This window comes from Nocardia jejuensis NBRC 103114, assembly GCF_001613145.1.
GTDB lineage: Bacteria > Actinomycetota > Actinomycetes > Mycobacteriales > Mycobacteriaceae > Nocardia > Nocardia jejuensis.
In genome coordinates, this window is the sequence record NZ_BDBU01000006.1 from 1 (window position 1) to 13,995 (window position 13,995).

The window sequence follows — 13,995 nt, forward strand, 5'->3', positions numbered from 1 at the left end:
GTGTTCCTTGGCGGCGAGCACGGCCTGGCGCGCCGGACCCCGGTACGGGGCCAGCGCCCAGCACGGCACTCCGGGAGCGGCGCGCGGTCGGATCCGGATCGGCGGGCCGCACAGCGCCTCGGCACACCGTGCGCACCAAGCGGTTCCGGCCGCCCCGCACCCGCCGCAGTCGCGCGGCAGGATCAGATCCAGTAACTCCCCCATGCCGGGCAAGTGTGCGCCTAGCCCGGCGTCACCGGTACCGCGTTGGCCCCCAGACCCGGAACTTCGCGCCAGTAGAACTCGCCGCCCTCGGGATTGCGGGTCAGCTCCAGCACGGCCCGTGAATCAGCGACGTACTCGTGATCGGGCGCGGAACTGACCACCCGCACCGGCGGCGTCAGGTTCTGGGCCGATTGCGGCTGGAAACCGGAGCCGTCCACCACCACCGAGGCGATCGGATCGACATTGCCCTCGCGGGTGATGATGACCTTCTCGTCGGTCTGCCAGTCGATCGACACCGCGTTGGTGCTCAGCCCCACGGCCAGCGGCAGCGGCGAGGTCAGCGAATACTTGCCGCCCGGCTGCGGCGTCACCACCGCGACGTACACCTTGCCGTTGGCGACCAGGGCCGCGCGCGCACCGGAGGGCGAGATGCGCAGTTCGGTGATCGGCCCGCGCGGGGTGTTCGAATTGGCCGCCGCCGCGGTCAATTCGGAGACGTCCACGTCCTGCAGCGAGACATTGCCGGTGGCCCGGTCGTGCACGGCCCGGATCACCCGGTCACCGTCCATCACCGTCCACGCGGACGCGCCGTCGGCCGGCCAGGACGGGCGGGTGAAGGTGTTTCCCGTCGCGACCGGAAATCCCTGCCCGTCGTAGGTGCCGATGATGAGCGTGCGTTCGGGTTCCGGTTCGGGCCGACCGGATTTGGCGACCGCGGCGACCAGCGTGCCGTCCGGGGACAACGCCACCGACTGCAGGGTGTGCGTGGAGCCGAAGAAGCCCGGCGCCGCGGTGATCCCGCCCTCGGTGACCGCGACCAGCGAACCGTCCCGGACCGCGTGCAGCCCGGTCCGGTTGCGCGCGATGGCATCCGGGCTCATGGACTCGACGTCGGCGCGGTTCCAGCCGGTGGCCGCGTAGCGGTCGTCGAGTGGTCGTCCGTCGCCCAGCAGCACGTACGGCCCGAGGATGTCCGCGCCCGACAGGGTCAGCACCACCTGGGTGGCGAGCAGTTCCCTGGTCTTCGGGTCCAGCGTCGAGGCGCCGGCGAAGTCGATCTGCACGCCGCCGGTTCCGACGCCGACACCGTCGGTCTCGCCGTTGATCTTGGTGATCGGCCCGCGCAGCGTGACCTGACCCGAGAGCGGATTGCGCAGGGCCGGTGCGAGCGCCGCCTGCGTTCCCTCGGCGAGCATGCCCAGCAGTTTCTGCGGGAGCTGCTCCTTGCGCGCGGAGATCCAGCGCAGGTCCGGAACCATCGCCGTGCCCGCCAGATTGGGGAAGAACAGCGAGTACCGCTTGTAGGACTTGTTGAACGCGCTCTGATCCACGATCACGCCGGACGGGAGGTCGTCGATGCGCCACTGCCCGTCGACCTTGATCATTTCGACCTTGTTCTCCAGGGTGCCCTCACTGGCCCGGTACGAGCCGTCCGCGGCGAGCTCGCCGACCTTGCGCGCCCGGATGACATAGGTGGCGGTGTCGGAGGTCCGGGTCTCGCGCAGGGTGTCGGGCCGCTCCACGATGGTGGTGCCCGCCGCGTCGTCCCAGCGCACATTGGCTGCCGGAGACAGGAATTGGCGACCGGCCTGATGCCGGTTGGTGGGATCGGAGGTGGCCTGGAAGAAATCCTGCAGCAGCTGTTCGGGCTCGCGCCCGGCGATCGGCGGGTTGGGACCGGCGTCGGCGGGCTGCCGCTCCAGCGTGCCGAGCGCCTGCGGGGCGGAGGAGTCCGGCAGGCTGGCGCACGCTGTGAGACCCAGTACGCAGGCCACGGCCACCAGTGCCCGCACCGGGCCCAGCAGTGCGGGAGAGCGACGCGCAGACCGCATCCTCATGCCTTCCCGTCCTCGCCGCCGGGCGGTGGCGCCGCTTCCGTGAGCAGAGGATCGTCGAGCGTGCCCTGGCGGGGATCGCCGTTGGTGGACCGCGTGCGCGAATCGGCGTCGCCCGGGTCGAGATCATCCAGGGCCAGATCGTCCAGGGTGGGATCGTCCAGGGTGGGATCGTCCAGCGCGGAATCATCGAGCGCGGAATCGTCCAGCGCGGAATCGTCCAGCGCATCGTCCGGCTCGGAATCGGGCGCGGCGGAACCGGACCGGGCGAGGATCGCGCCGCTCGGGAACTCGACCAGCACCGCTTCCACGATTCCCGATTCGGAATCGGGCGTGGCGCCCCCGGATTCGCCCACGTCCAGTGCGAGCTGTTCGACCACCGGGCGCTGCTGCTTGGGCGGTTCCAGCGGCAGCGGGCTGAGCCCGAGCTTGCGCCCGCGCACCAGCGGCAGGGTCAGGCGGAAGCACGCGCCCACCCCGATCTCGCCCCAGGCTTCGAGTTTGCCCTCGTGCAGATTGGCGTCCTCGACGCTGATCGACAGGCCGAGGCCGGTGCCGCCGGAGCGCCGCATGCGCGAGGGGTCCGAGCGCCAGAACCGGTTGAAGACCAGCTTCTCCTCGCCGGGCCGCAGGCCGACGCCCTGATCGCGGACCACGATGGCGACCGCGTTGGCGTCCCCGTCGCCGCGCATGCGCATGAGGACCGGCTTGCCCTCGCTGTGATCGATGGCGTTGGCCAGCAGGTTTCGCAGCACGCGTTCGACGCGGCGCGGATCCACCTCGGCGACAAGGGGTTCCTCGGGCATGTCCACCACCAGCTCGACGCCCGACTCCTTGGCCAGGTGCCGCACGGTGGAGACCGCGGCCCGCGCGCACATGCGCACGTCCAGCGATTCCACCTGCAGTTCCGCGACACCCGCGTCGTGCCGGGAGATTTCGAGCAGATCGTTGAGCAGGCCCTCGAAGCGATCGAGCTCGTTGACGAGCAGTTCGGCCGAGCGCGCCAGCGCCGGATCCAGATCGTCGCTGGATCCGTGGATGAGGTCGGCGGCCATGCGCACCGTGGTCAGCGGGGTGCGTAGTTCGTGGCTGACGTCGGAGGTGAAGCGGCGCTGCAGGTTTCCGAACTCTTCGAGCTGGGTGATCTGATTCGAGAGGCTCTCGGCCATCTCGTTGAACGACATGGCCAGCCTGGCCATGTCGTCCTCACCGCGCACGAGCATCCGCTCTTTGAGTCGTCCGTCGGCGAAGCGGCTCGCGATGCGGGCGGCGGATCGGATGGGCAGCACCACCTGTCGCGTCACCAGCGCGGTGATCGCGGCGAGCAGCACCAGCAGCACGATGCCGCCGATGAGCATGGTGCCGCGCATGAGCGAGAGGCTGCGCTGCTCGTTGGTGAGCGGGAAGATCAGATAGATCTCGAGCGTGGGGATATCGGCCGCGGGAGAACCGATGATGAGCGCGGAGCCGCGATAGCCGTCCGGATCGGAGACCGTCGCGAACTGATAGCTCACCTGCCGCTCCTGCACGAAATGCCGGAGCTCCGCGGGGATTTCCTGGATCGGGCCGGCGTTGAGCTCGGCCTGGGAGTCCCCGGTCATGGCCAGCGCGGAGTCGTAACTGCCTGCCGCGCCGCCCGATTGGGAGCCGCCGCCCCCGGCCAGGGCGCGGCGGGCATCCTCCAATCGGGCGAGCTGGGTGCTCGAATCGTGAACACCCGTCAGCGTGCTCTGCACCGTGTTGCGCGCACGGCTCATCTCCTCGACGGCCGCGTTGATCTTCGCGTCCAACAACCTGTCGGTGATCTGGGACGTGAGCACGACTCCGAGAATCGTGATCACGATCAGCGACAGGGTGAGGGTGGACACGACGACGCGCAACTGCAGCGAACGCCGCCATACGTGGCCCAGTTGTTCGCCGATATTGCGAAACCAGGCCACCGTAACTGCCAGTAACCGCTGGACGCGGTTTCTGGAGCCAGCGATCACGGCGGTCCGGCCTTGTAGCCCACACCTCGAACGGTCAGCACGATCTCAGGATTTTCCGGATCCTTCTCGACCTTGGCGCGCAACCGCTGGACGTGCACGTTGACCAGGCGGGTATCGGCGGCATGCCGGTAGCCCCAGACCTGTTCGAGCAACACCTCGCGGGTGAACACCTGGCGCGGCTTGCGAGCCAGCGCCACCAGCAGATCGAACTCCAAGGGAGTCAAGGAGATCTGCGTTCCGCCGCGAGTCACCTTGTGCGCGGGCACATCGATGACGATGTCCGCGATGGACAGCAGTTCCTGTGGCTCCTCTTCCGTGCGGCGCAGGCGGGCCCGCACCCGGGCGACGAGTTCTTTCGGTTTGAACGGCTTGACGATGTAATCGTCAGCTCCCGACTCCAAACCCAGGACGACGTCGACCGTATCGGTCTTCGCCGTCAGCATCACGATGGGCACACCCGAATCTGCCCGCAGCACTCGGCATACATCGATGCCGTTCATGCCGGGCAGCATGAGATCGAGCAATACGAGGTCCGGGCGTAAATCCCGGACCGCGCTCAGCGCCTGCGTGCCGTCACCGACAACATGGGGATCGAATCCCTCACCGCGCAAGACGATCGTTAACATCTCCGCGAGAGCCATATCGTCGTCGACGACCAGAATCTTCGGCTTCATAAGAACTAGTTTGTCACCTCTCGCACTCAGATTCGGCCGCCACGCCAAGACTCGTGACCTGTCCGCGCACATCCAACCTTATCCAGCAACAATTTCCGCGAGGCGCGCAACGAGTGTTGCCGGATCGTCACCGCTCCGATGCACCCACCACGTACTGTGCCAGTTGATTTCGGCGAGTTCACGATAGACGTTTCCGGTCCGCCGTTGCAGCCCTCCGTCTTTCTCGTAGGCGTCCAGGGCTCGGGTGTGGTCCGCCTCGCCGCGCAGCCGGGCGCGTTCCTCGGCCACCGCGACCGGGACATCCAGCAAAATCTGGACATTCGGGGCAGGCAGTGCGAAGCGTTCGAACTCCAATTCCGCGACCCAGGACACGATTTCGCCGCGCGCGTCCTGCTCCAGCCGAGCGGCGGAATAGGCGGCATTGGACGCGACGTAGCGGTCCAGTAGCACGATGTCGTTGTCCGCCAGCAGTTTCGAGAGTTCGTCGCGCGCGTCGGCACGATCGAGCGCGAACAGCAGCGCCATGGCGTTCACCGAGGCGGCGAGATCGCCGTGCGCGCCGCGCAGGGCCTCGGCCGCGAGATCCGCGTGCACCGAGACGCCGTAGCGCGGGAACGCGAGCGTCGCGACACGCAGTCCGCGGGCTCGCAGACCGGCCAGGACGGCGTCGGTCAGCGTGCGTTTACCCGCACCGTCGAGCCCTTCCACCGGAACCAGTACGCCCACCATGATGGCGAGCGTACCTAATGACCTGCGGTATTGACCGGCGTGGGCAGACATGACGCCGCCCCACCGCCCGCTCCGGGACCACCGAAGCGCGGTCTCCTGTTTGCCATTAGGTTGCTATAGTCCGCCACATGACTGTCGGAGATGATAAATCAATGCAGTTCACGCGGGTTTTCGTGGGTGTCGGAGTGGCGGTTGCGGTTCTCGGATCGGCCGCCTGCGCGAGCGCTCCCGAGCAGGGTTCGACACCCACCACCACCGCGATCGCGAATCCGCACCGAGCCTTCGATCTGCAGGCGCATCGCGGCGGGCGCGGCATGACCGTGGAGGAGTCGCTGCCCGGCTTCGCCAAGGCCATCGAACTCGGCGTCTCCACCCTGGAACTCGATATCGTCCTGACCAGGGACAGAGTGCCGCTCGTCTGGCACGATCCGAGCATCCAGGCCGAGAAGTGCGCCGATACCGCGCCGGCGACGCCCGAGGATCCGCTGTTCCCGTACGTCGGAAGGCTCGCACACGATCTGGACTACGCCCAGATCCGGACGCTGGACTGCGGCATGAAACTGGCCGGTTTCCCCGAGGCGCAGGAGCTCCCCGGAAACAAGATCGCGACGCTGCCGGAGGTCTTCGCTCTGGCGAAGAGCTATCCGGGGGCGTTCGAGACGCTGCGCTACAACATCGAAACCAAGATCGAGGCCGCGAAGCCCGAACAGTCCGCGACCCCGGCCGAATTCGTCGACGTCATCCTCGGGGTGGTCGACAAAGCCGGAGCGACCGACCGGGTGGCGATCCAGAGTTTCGATTGGCGCAGTCTGCCTTTGGTGAAGGCGAAGGATTCCAGCATCAGCACCGTCGCCCTCTACGACGATTCCACCTTCAAGACCGACAGTCCATGGCTCGGCCCGATTCACTACCCGGACTACGCCGACAACGCCCTGGGCGCGATAAAAACCCTCGGCGCGGATATCGCCTCCCCGAGTTACGTGAATCCGTGGGACAGCGAAGCCAAGGCCGGTGACGCCGACTTCACGCTCACCACCACGGTCGAATACGTGTCGAAGGCACACGAACTCGGCCTGAAGGTGATTCCGTGGACGGTCAACGACAAGTCCACCATCGCCCTGGTGCTGGATCAGGGCGTGGACGGCATCATCACCGATTACCCGAACCGGGCGCGTGAGGTGATGCGGGAGAAGGGTTATCCCCTGCCGCCCGCGTTCCGCCGGTGAGCCGGGCCGCCGACCAGCCACGTCGCCCGCACCCGGGTCGGTCGTGTCCGAACAACGACTCCACACGGTCCGGTCGCGGCAGCGGCCGGACCGCCCGCGCCTTCCGGCTGAACCATTTACTTCCTTCATGGGCGAATATCCGCCCGAAAAATGATCTCCAAATCCGAAACGCGACCGGTTCACACCTTGTATGGTGCGACCACTCCCCCTGCAAGGAGAGCACCCGCTCCACCCCTTTCCGGACGCTACGTTTCGAACAGGATTTCGTCATGCCGAAAACCACTGTTACACGCCGGCTCTCGCGCACAGCCGTGGCCGGTTTCGCCGTCGCCGCCGCCATCGCGGCCGGTGGCACCGCAACCGCCGCCCCGGTGACCCTCGAGCCGGCCCCCGTCGCCGACGCCGCCCCTCAGGCCAACGCCAACTCCGGTTCCGGCGGCTCGGGCTCCTCGAGCTCCAACTCCGCGGGCACCGGCTCCTCCGCCAGCCAGCTGATCCAGATCGCCATCTGCACGATCCAGGGCGGCAAGTGGATCCCGATCCTGGACATCTGCATCAAGTAGGGCCTCCCCTCGGCCCACCACGCCGGTGCCCGCTGATCCGAACAGATCAGCGGGCACCGGCATTTTCAGTGTCCGGAACGATATTCAAGCCTTCCCGCCCTCGACAGCCGACGGGAACGCATCCGAGTCACCCGGCGTCCATCGCTCCAGCACGGCTCGTGCGAACAATTGGGTCGCGGGGTGCCGGCGCTCGCCGGATGCGACGGTGTTCGACGGTGCCATCCGCAGACAGCGCAGGACCCTGATCAAGTCCGGAATCCAATACATCACATCGCGACCGGTGCTGATCATGCGGCCGTCCGGGTAGTGTCCCAGGGCATCGAAATACGGAGCGGCCGTCTCCGCGGCATCGCCGGTATCGGTGGCCGACGCCAGCATGAACAGCACCGCTGCGTCACGCTCGACCAGCGCGCTGGGAGCCGATTCCGGAACCCATTCGGCGATATACCACCACAGCGCTTCGGGCTCGACGAGCATCCGAAACCCGGACTCCGACAGCATCAACCGATCTCCCACACGCTCGAGAATCCCGAGTTTCTCAGCAGTGCACCGTAGTTCGGTCACCGGAAACGGCTCACCATCCGCCGAAGACCAAAATGTCTCCAGTTTCAATTCGTTCAGAAGTGACCGGCTCTTGTCGGGCGGCAGAGCTTCCGCCCCGAGCATGATCACCCCGTCGGTCCCGACGAGTTCGATGAGACACAGGTACGGCCACATGGCGTCGGTGGCGACGGCGTCGCTCACCCGCACACGCTGTCCGATCATCGCCTGGCTCATCACATTCAGCAGCCGCCGCCGAACAGCCCCATCCGCCAACGTGTCCACAGCGCGTGCCAGCGCATCAGGCAGTCGATCGCGATCGAACTCCGGCTTCCGATCAGCCCCCTGCCCGAACCCCATCAACTCGAGATTCAACGCTTCGATATCCGCGCTCCGCGGCCCGCCGACACACAGGGCTCGCGGCGCGGCCTCTCCGTGCTCCTCGATCCCCTCGAGCCGAATCACCCGCTGCCACTGCTCGACCCGCCCATACCGGTGCCGCAACTCATCCCCGACCCCGACGAGCGCTTCAGCAATCCGCACTCGATCCCCAGGAACCCCGGCCGCCCTCTCGCGAACTTCGAGTGGACACAGATACTGTTCGGTGCCCGACCCGATCTTCCCGAACCGATACCGCTGCTTGTCTTTCCAGCCGAAAGACACCTGTAGCACTTCGTGCAGGTCATCGAGAAACAGATCCGAGGCAACCTCGAGCTCACGCCAGGCCCGCCCGCTGCTTTTCACGGATTCGACTCGCACCCGATAGGTGAGTGCCTTCGCGCATGACCGCATGACGGAAGGCTAGTCGCCCGAGCGTGCGGCGAAGCGCGGTTGTACGGTCGATCGGATTCACCCCTAGCACACGATCGGGCCGGTCGCAGCTGCGACCGGCCCGATCGTGGGTGCTGGCGGGTGGTTCGAAACCTCAGTAGCGGTAGTGCTCCGGCTTGTACGGGCCGTCGACGTCCACGCCGATGTACTCGGCCTGGTCCTTGCTGAGCTTGGTGAGGGTGCCGCCCAGGGCCTCCACGTGGATGCGGGCGACCTTCTCGTCGAGGTGCTTGGGGAGGCGGTAGACCTCGTTGTCGTACTCGTCGGGCTTGAGCCACAGCTCGAGCTGGGCGATCACCTGGTTGGAGAAGGAGTTCGACATGACGAACGACGGGTGGCCGGTCGCGTTGCCGAGGTTGAGCAGACGACCCTCGGACAGCACGATGATCGCGCGGCCGGTGTCGAACGTCCACAGATCGACCTGCGGCTTGATGTTCAGGCGGTCCGCGCCCGAGGCCTCCAGGGCCGCCATGTCGATCTCGTTGTCGAAGTGGCCGATATTGCCGAGGATGGCCTTGTCCTTCATCGCCCGCATGTGCTCGAGGGTGATGATGTCCTTGTTGCCGGTCGAGGTGACCACGATGTCGGCATCGGCGATGGCCTGCTCGACGGTGACGACGTCGAAGCCGTCCATCAGCGCCTGCAGCGCGTTGATCGGATCGATCTCGGTGACCTGCACGCGCGCGCCCTGGCCCTTGAGCGATTCGGCACAGCCCTTGCCGACGTCGCCGTAGCCGCAGATCAGCACCTTCTTGCCGCCGATGAGGACATCGGTGCCGCGGTTGATGCCGTCCACGAGGGAGTGGCGGGTGCCGTACTTGTTGTCGAACTTGGACTTGGTGACCGAGTCGTTGACGTTGATCGCCGGGAACGACAGCTCACCCGCGGCCGCGAACTGGTACAGCCGCAGCACGCCGGTGGTGGTCTCCTCGGTGACACCCTTGACCGAGTCGGCGATGGCGCCCCACTTGGTGCCGTCGGCTTCGAGGCTGGCACGCAACAGGTTCAGGAAGACCTTGTACTCCGCGGAGTGGGTCTCGTCCTCGGGCGGCACGACGCCGGCCTTCTCGAACTGCGCGCCGCGCAGCACGAGCATGGTGGCGTCACCACCGTCGTCGAGGATCATGTTGGCGGGCTCGCCCGGCCAGGTGAGCATCTGCTCCGCGGCCCACCAGTACTCTTCGAGCGATTCGCCCTTCCACGCGAAGACCGGGGTGCCCTTGGGCTCGTCCTCGGTGCCGTGCGGGCCGACGACGACCGCGGCCGCGGCGTGGTCCTGGGTGGAGAAGATGTTGCAGGAGGCCCAGCGGACCTCCGCGCCGAGCGAGACCAGGGTCTCGATCAGGACGGCGGTCTGCACGGTCATGTGCAGCGAACCGGAGATGCGCGCGCCGCGCAGCGGCTGCACGTCGTCGTACTCGCGGCGAAGCGCCATCAAGCCGGGCATCTCGTGCTCGGCGAGGCGAATCTCCTTGCGGCCGAACTCGGCCAGTGACAGATCGGCCACCTTGTAGTCGATTCCATTGCGAACGTCGGGCGTCATCATGCTGGACACTGCGGTCGTCATCTGCCTCTCCTGGTCGGCGTACTTCTCCGGCAAGGCTAGTCCAACAACCGGAACCGTCCAGGGGCTCCTCCCCGATTCACGACGCGAAACGGCCCTCATGCGTACACCTGTACGCATGAGGGCCGCGCGACAGGGGTTCAGGCCGCCGAGGCCATGCCGTGCCGAACCAGGATTCGGTCGCGTTTGCGGGGCTGGATGTTCGCGAGGCTGATGTCGCCGTGATAGTGCGCGCGCAGGCGCGGGTCCATGACCATGCGCCACAGCGGCGGGAAGTAGGCCAGCAGAATCATGCTCGCGTACCCGGCCGGGAGCTGCGGGGCTTGTTCGAAGGTCCGCAGGGTCTGGTAGCGGCGGCCGGGGTTGGCGTGGTGGTCGCTGTGCCGCTGCAGATGGAAGAGGAAGATATTGGTGACGAGCCGGTCGCTGTTCCAGCTGTCGCGCTCGGAGCAGCGCGCCCAGTTCCCGTTGGCGCGGCGTCGGCGCAGCAGCCCGTAATGCTCCACGTAGTTCACAGATTCGAGCAGTGAGGCGCCGATCACGGCCTGCAGCAACAGGTACGGCAGGATGGTCCAGCTGTAGATCGCCATGAGCGAACCGAACAGGACCACGGTCATAGCCCACGCCTGCAGGATGTGGTTTCGCACACTCCACCAGCGCAGTCCGCGCCGGTGCAGACGGCCCTTCTCGAGGCTGATGGCGGAGCGGAAGCCGCCGATCACGCTGCGCGGCAGGAACTCCCACAGCGATTCGCCCATGCGGGCGCTGGCCGGATCCTCCGGGGTGGCGACGCGGGCGTGATGCCCCTTGTTGTGCTCGACGAAGAAGTGCCCGTACGCCGATTGCGCCAGCGCGATTTTCGACAGCCAGCGCTCCAGGCTCTCGACCCGATGCCCGAGCTCGTGCGCCGCGTTGATGCCGATCCCGCTGACGAACCCCAATGTGGCTGCGAGCCCCAATTTGTCGACGATCGAGAGATCGTCTCCGGCCCACATGCACGCTGCGATGATCAGCCCGGCGAGCTGAATCGGCAGAAACATGTAGGTGCACCAGCGGTAGTAGCGGTCACCGGAAAGTAGCTCGTAGTCCTCGTCCTTGGGATTGGTGCCGTCTTCCCCGACGACCCAGTCCAGGACGGGGATCACGATCAGAACGATGATCGGACCGATCCACCAGAACACCTCGTAACCCGTGTGCAGGACCAGCTGCGAGGGGAGTAAGGCACACCCCGGGGCGATGAGCCCCAACACCCAGAGGTGTCGTTTGGGATCCGGCGAACCCGACCGTTTGCCGACCTTTTGCACGTTTGCCCCGCTAATTAGATACCTCATGAACTTCGCAGGTAGATATGTACAGACTTTAGCGCTGTTACAGCACCGGCTGGACGCCAAAGGTGGCAACCGTTACATGGTGAGCAGTCGGTTCTCGGGCAACCTGCCCTGTGACGCCCATCACCGCACCTCACGGGCAAACCGGCAGTGAATTCGAGCTCAGTGCAACCACGTATAGCGAATCTGTGGCCGACCGGTCCGACCGTAGTCCGTTCGCCGCTCCACCACACCGTCTTCGGCGAGACGTTCCAGGTATCGCCATGCGGTAACCCGCGAAACGCCGACCGCGCGCCCGGCCTCCCCTGCCGACACTCCTTCCGCCGCACCGCGAACCGCGCGCGACACCTCCTCCATCGTTTGCGGCGCAATGCCTTTCGGCGAGCTAGCGCGCTGCTCGGGCGTACGCAGCGCGCCGAACGCGCGGTCGATGTCCTGTTGCGAGACCGCCGACTCCCCCGCGGGCAGGGCCTGGCGGTATTCGAGATAGCGATCGAGCTTCTCGCGGAATGCCGAAAAGGTGAACGGTTTCAAGAGATACAGCACGACGCCGTGCGCGACGGCCGCGCGCACCATGGTGAGATCACGCGCGGAGGTCACCGCGATCACGTCGGGACGCGGCAGGAGACCGGCCAATGCGGCCGCCACCGCGAGGCCGCTCATATCCGGCAAGCCGATATCCATGAGCACGAGATCGATGGGGGCGCCGGAAGATTGTGATCTTTTCGCGACGGCGATGGCGTCGCGTCCGGTGTGCACGACGGCCACGGCCTGGAAATCTCGCAGTCGCTCGAGGTAGAGGCGATGCGCCTGCGCCAGGGTCGGCTCGTCCTCGACTATCAGGACGCGGATCATCGAACCTCCAGGGAATCCGGGTACTCCGCGCTCTGCGGCCCCCGCGAAAACGTCACGACCACAGCGGATTCCGGTTCCCGGACCGCACGCAACTCACCACCGTGCCTGGCCACCAGCCGCCGCACCAGGGCCAGTCCCAGACCGTTGTGATCGGTCTTGGTGGAGTACCCGCGCTCGGTGGCGCGGGTGAACAGCTCCGCGGACATGCCCGGTCCGCTGTCGGCCACCCGCACGTACAGCTCGGGTTCACCATCATCGCGAACGGCGCTGTGCCGCACCGTCACCTCGACCCAGGCATCCTCGTCGCGACCGACCGCGTCCAGGGCGTTGTCGATGAGATTTCCCAGCAGCGTGACCATTTCGTTCGGCGTGAGCGGGTCCACCGAATCGGCGAGGGTATCGCCGGTGACGGTCAACTCGACGCCGTATTCGGCGGCCTTCTCCACCTTGCCCAGCAGCAGCGCCACCACCGCGGGTTCGGCCACCGCGCCGGTGAGCCGGTCGATGAGGGCCTGGGACAGTTCGAGTTCCGCCGTCGCGAAGGCCACCGCCTCCCGGGAGCGGCCGAGCTCCACCATGGTGACGACGGTGTGCAGGCGATTCGCCGCCTCGTGCGCCTGGGCGCGCAGCGATTCCGCGAAACCGCGCACCGACGCCAATTCGACCGAGACGTCCCGCAGTTCGGTGTGGTCGCGGACGGTGAGCACGGTGCCGATCCGGCGGCCCTCGCGCTCGACCACGTCCTGGTTCACCACCAGGACCCGATCGGCGGTCACGTGCATCTCGTCACGGACCACGCCGGTGCCCAGTCGCTGCAACGAGATCGGCAGATCGGTGCGCCGCACCGGGCCCTCGGGCAGATCGAGCAGGCGGCGTGCCTCGACATTGACCACGTCTGCCTGTTCACCGGACCTGTCGAACACCAGCAGCCCCTCGTGCACCGAGTGCAGCACCGCGTCGTGGTGCTCGTAGAGGGCGCTGAGTTCGGCCGGGCCCAGACCGTGGGTCTGACGGAACAGCCTGCGGCGCAACAGCAGTGAACCGAACGTCACCAGCAACAGGCCGATCGCGGCGGCGATCCCGATCACCGGCAGCTGCTCGCGCACCTGGTCGCCGATGTGCGCGCGGGTGACGCCCGCGGACACCAGGGCGATGATCGTGCCGTCCGCGGCGCGCACGGGCGTGACCGCGCGAATCGAGGGTCCCAGTGTGCCGGTGAAGGTTTCGGTGAAGGTCTCTCCCGCCAGCGCGCGATCGATGGTGCCGCTGAACGGTTGCCCGATGCGGGTCGGATCGGTGTGCGTGTAGCGGGTGCGGTCCGGGGCCATCACCACGATGAAGTCGACCTCGGTGCTGGTCCGGATGCTCTCGGTGACCGGTTGCAGCAGCGCGGTCGGATCGGCGGCGCGGACCGCGGCCACGGTGGACGGAGCGCGCGCGACGCTCACCGCGATATCGGTGACCTGCGCGCGGGTGGCCTCGTCCTGGGCGCGGCGGGCCTGCAGCACCGCGAGCACGGTACTGGCGCCGATCACCAGCGCCAGCACCACCAGCTGCGCCACGAACACCTGCCCGGCGAGGCTGCGACCGCGCCGCACGGCTCGGCCCCTCTCCGTTGAACGACTCAGCACCTGTGCCCTCCGCGCATGAACAAAACT

Annotated in this window: 11 protein-coding genes and 2 pseudogenes; 2 read left to right on the forward strand and 11 right to left on the reverse strand. The window is 66.9% G+C overall.

The window, feature by feature from the left end; translation table 11 throughout:
- The 5 genes and pseudogenes from NJ1_RS40115 to NJ1_RS04980 form a co-directional block, all read right to left on the reverse strand.
- Positions 1 to 204 (reverse strand): annotated as a pseudogene (locus tag NJ1_RS40115) (ComF family protein); the annotation flags it as partial.
- A 17-nt stretch (positions 205 to 221) separates the two neighbouring features.
- Positions 222 to 2,042 (reverse strand): MtrAB system accessory lipoprotein LpqB, encoded by a 1,821-nt coding sequence (lpqB, locus tag NJ1_RS04965; protein WP_084477760.1) that lies wholly within the window; start codon positions 2,040 to 2,042, stop codon positions 222 to 224.
- Positions 2,039 to 3,979, reverse strand: a complete 1,941-nt coding sequence (mtrB, locus tag NJ1_RS04970) for an MtrAB system histidine kinase MtrB (RefSeq protein ID WP_084477761.1) — start codon at positions 3,977 to 3,979, stop codon at positions 2,039 to 2,041. The genes lpqB and mtrB overlap by 4 nt, the downstream gene beginning before the upstream one ends.
- Positions 3,980 to 4,023: 44 nt before the next feature.
- Entirely contained in the window at positions 4,024 to 4,701 is a 678-nt protein-coding gene (gene mtrA, locus NJ1_RS04975) for an MtrAB system response regulator MtrA (RefSeq protein WP_067687963.1), read from the reverse strand.
- 78 nt (positions 4,702 to 4,779) lie between these two features.
- Entirely contained in the window at positions 4,780 to 5,427 is a 648-nt protein-coding gene (locus tag NJ1_RS04980) for a dTMP kinase (protein ID WP_067688473.1), read from the reverse strand.
- A gap of 155 nt (positions 5,428 to 5,582) precedes the next feature.
- Between NJ1_RS04980 and NJ1_RS04985 the strand changes: the two genes are divergently transcribed.
- Positions 5,583 to 6,656: a glycerophosphodiester phosphodiesterase gene (locus NJ1_RS04985; protein WP_067687969.1), complete on the forward strand. Its 1,074-nt coding sequence runs from the start codon at positions 5,583 to 5,585 to the stop codon at positions 6,654 to 6,656.
- Positions 6,657 to 6,925: 269 nt separating this feature from the next.
- Positions 6,926 to 7,219, forward strand: coding sequence for a hypothetical protein (locus tag NJ1_RS04990; RefSeq protein ID WP_157573762.1), 294 nt, complete (start codon positions 6,926 to 6,928; stop codon positions 7,217 to 7,219).
- Positions 7,220 to 7,303: 84 nt separating this feature from the next.
- On the opposite strand, the gene NJ1_RS40365 is transcribed toward NJ1_RS04990, so the two are convergent.
- From NJ1_RS40365 to NJ1_RS05015, 6 genes and pseudogenes are all read right to left on the reverse strand, one after another.
- Complete coding sequence (locus NJ1_RS40365) at positions 7,304 to 7,984, reverse strand: hypothetical protein (RefSeq protein WP_245717221.1); 681 nt, start codon at positions 7,982 to 7,984, stop codon at positions 7,304 to 7,306.
- Between the two features lie 168 nt (positions 7,985 to 8,152).
- Positions 8,153 to 8,551, reverse strand: a pseudogene (locus NJ1_RS40940) (IS1096 element passenger TnpR family protein); the annotation flags it as partial.
- A gap of 133 nt (positions 8,552 to 8,684) precedes the next feature.
- Positions 8,685 to 10,157: an adenosylhomocysteinase gene (gene ahcY / locus NJ1_RS05000; RefSeq protein WP_067688476.1), complete on the reverse strand. Its 1,473-nt coding sequence runs from the start codon at positions 10,155 to 10,157 to the stop codon at positions 8,685 to 8,687.
- A gap of 137 nt (positions 10,158 to 10,294) precedes the next feature.
- On the reverse strand, positions 10,295 to 11,485 hold the full coding sequence (locus NJ1_RS05005; protein ID WP_067687975.1) for an alkane 1-monooxygenase: 1,191 nt from the start codon (positions 11,483 to 11,485) through the stop codon (positions 10,295 to 10,297).
- Between the two features lie 159 nt (positions 11,486 to 11,644).
- Positions 11,645 to 12,337: a response regulator gene (locus NJ1_RS05010; RefSeq protein WP_067687977.1), complete on the reverse strand. Its 693-nt coding sequence runs from the start codon at positions 12,335 to 12,337 to the stop codon at positions 11,645 to 11,647.
- The gene (locus NJ1_RS05015; protein ID WP_067687979.1) at positions 12,334 to 13,935 is read right to left on the reverse strand and encodes a sensor histidine kinase; all 1,602 of its coding nucleotides are present in this window, start codon (positions 13,933 to 13,935) and stop codon (positions 12,334 to 12,336) included. The genes NJ1_RS05010 and NJ1_RS05015 overlap by 4 nt, the downstream gene beginning before the upstream one ends.
- Positions 13,936 to 13,995: the final 60 nt, after the last annotated feature.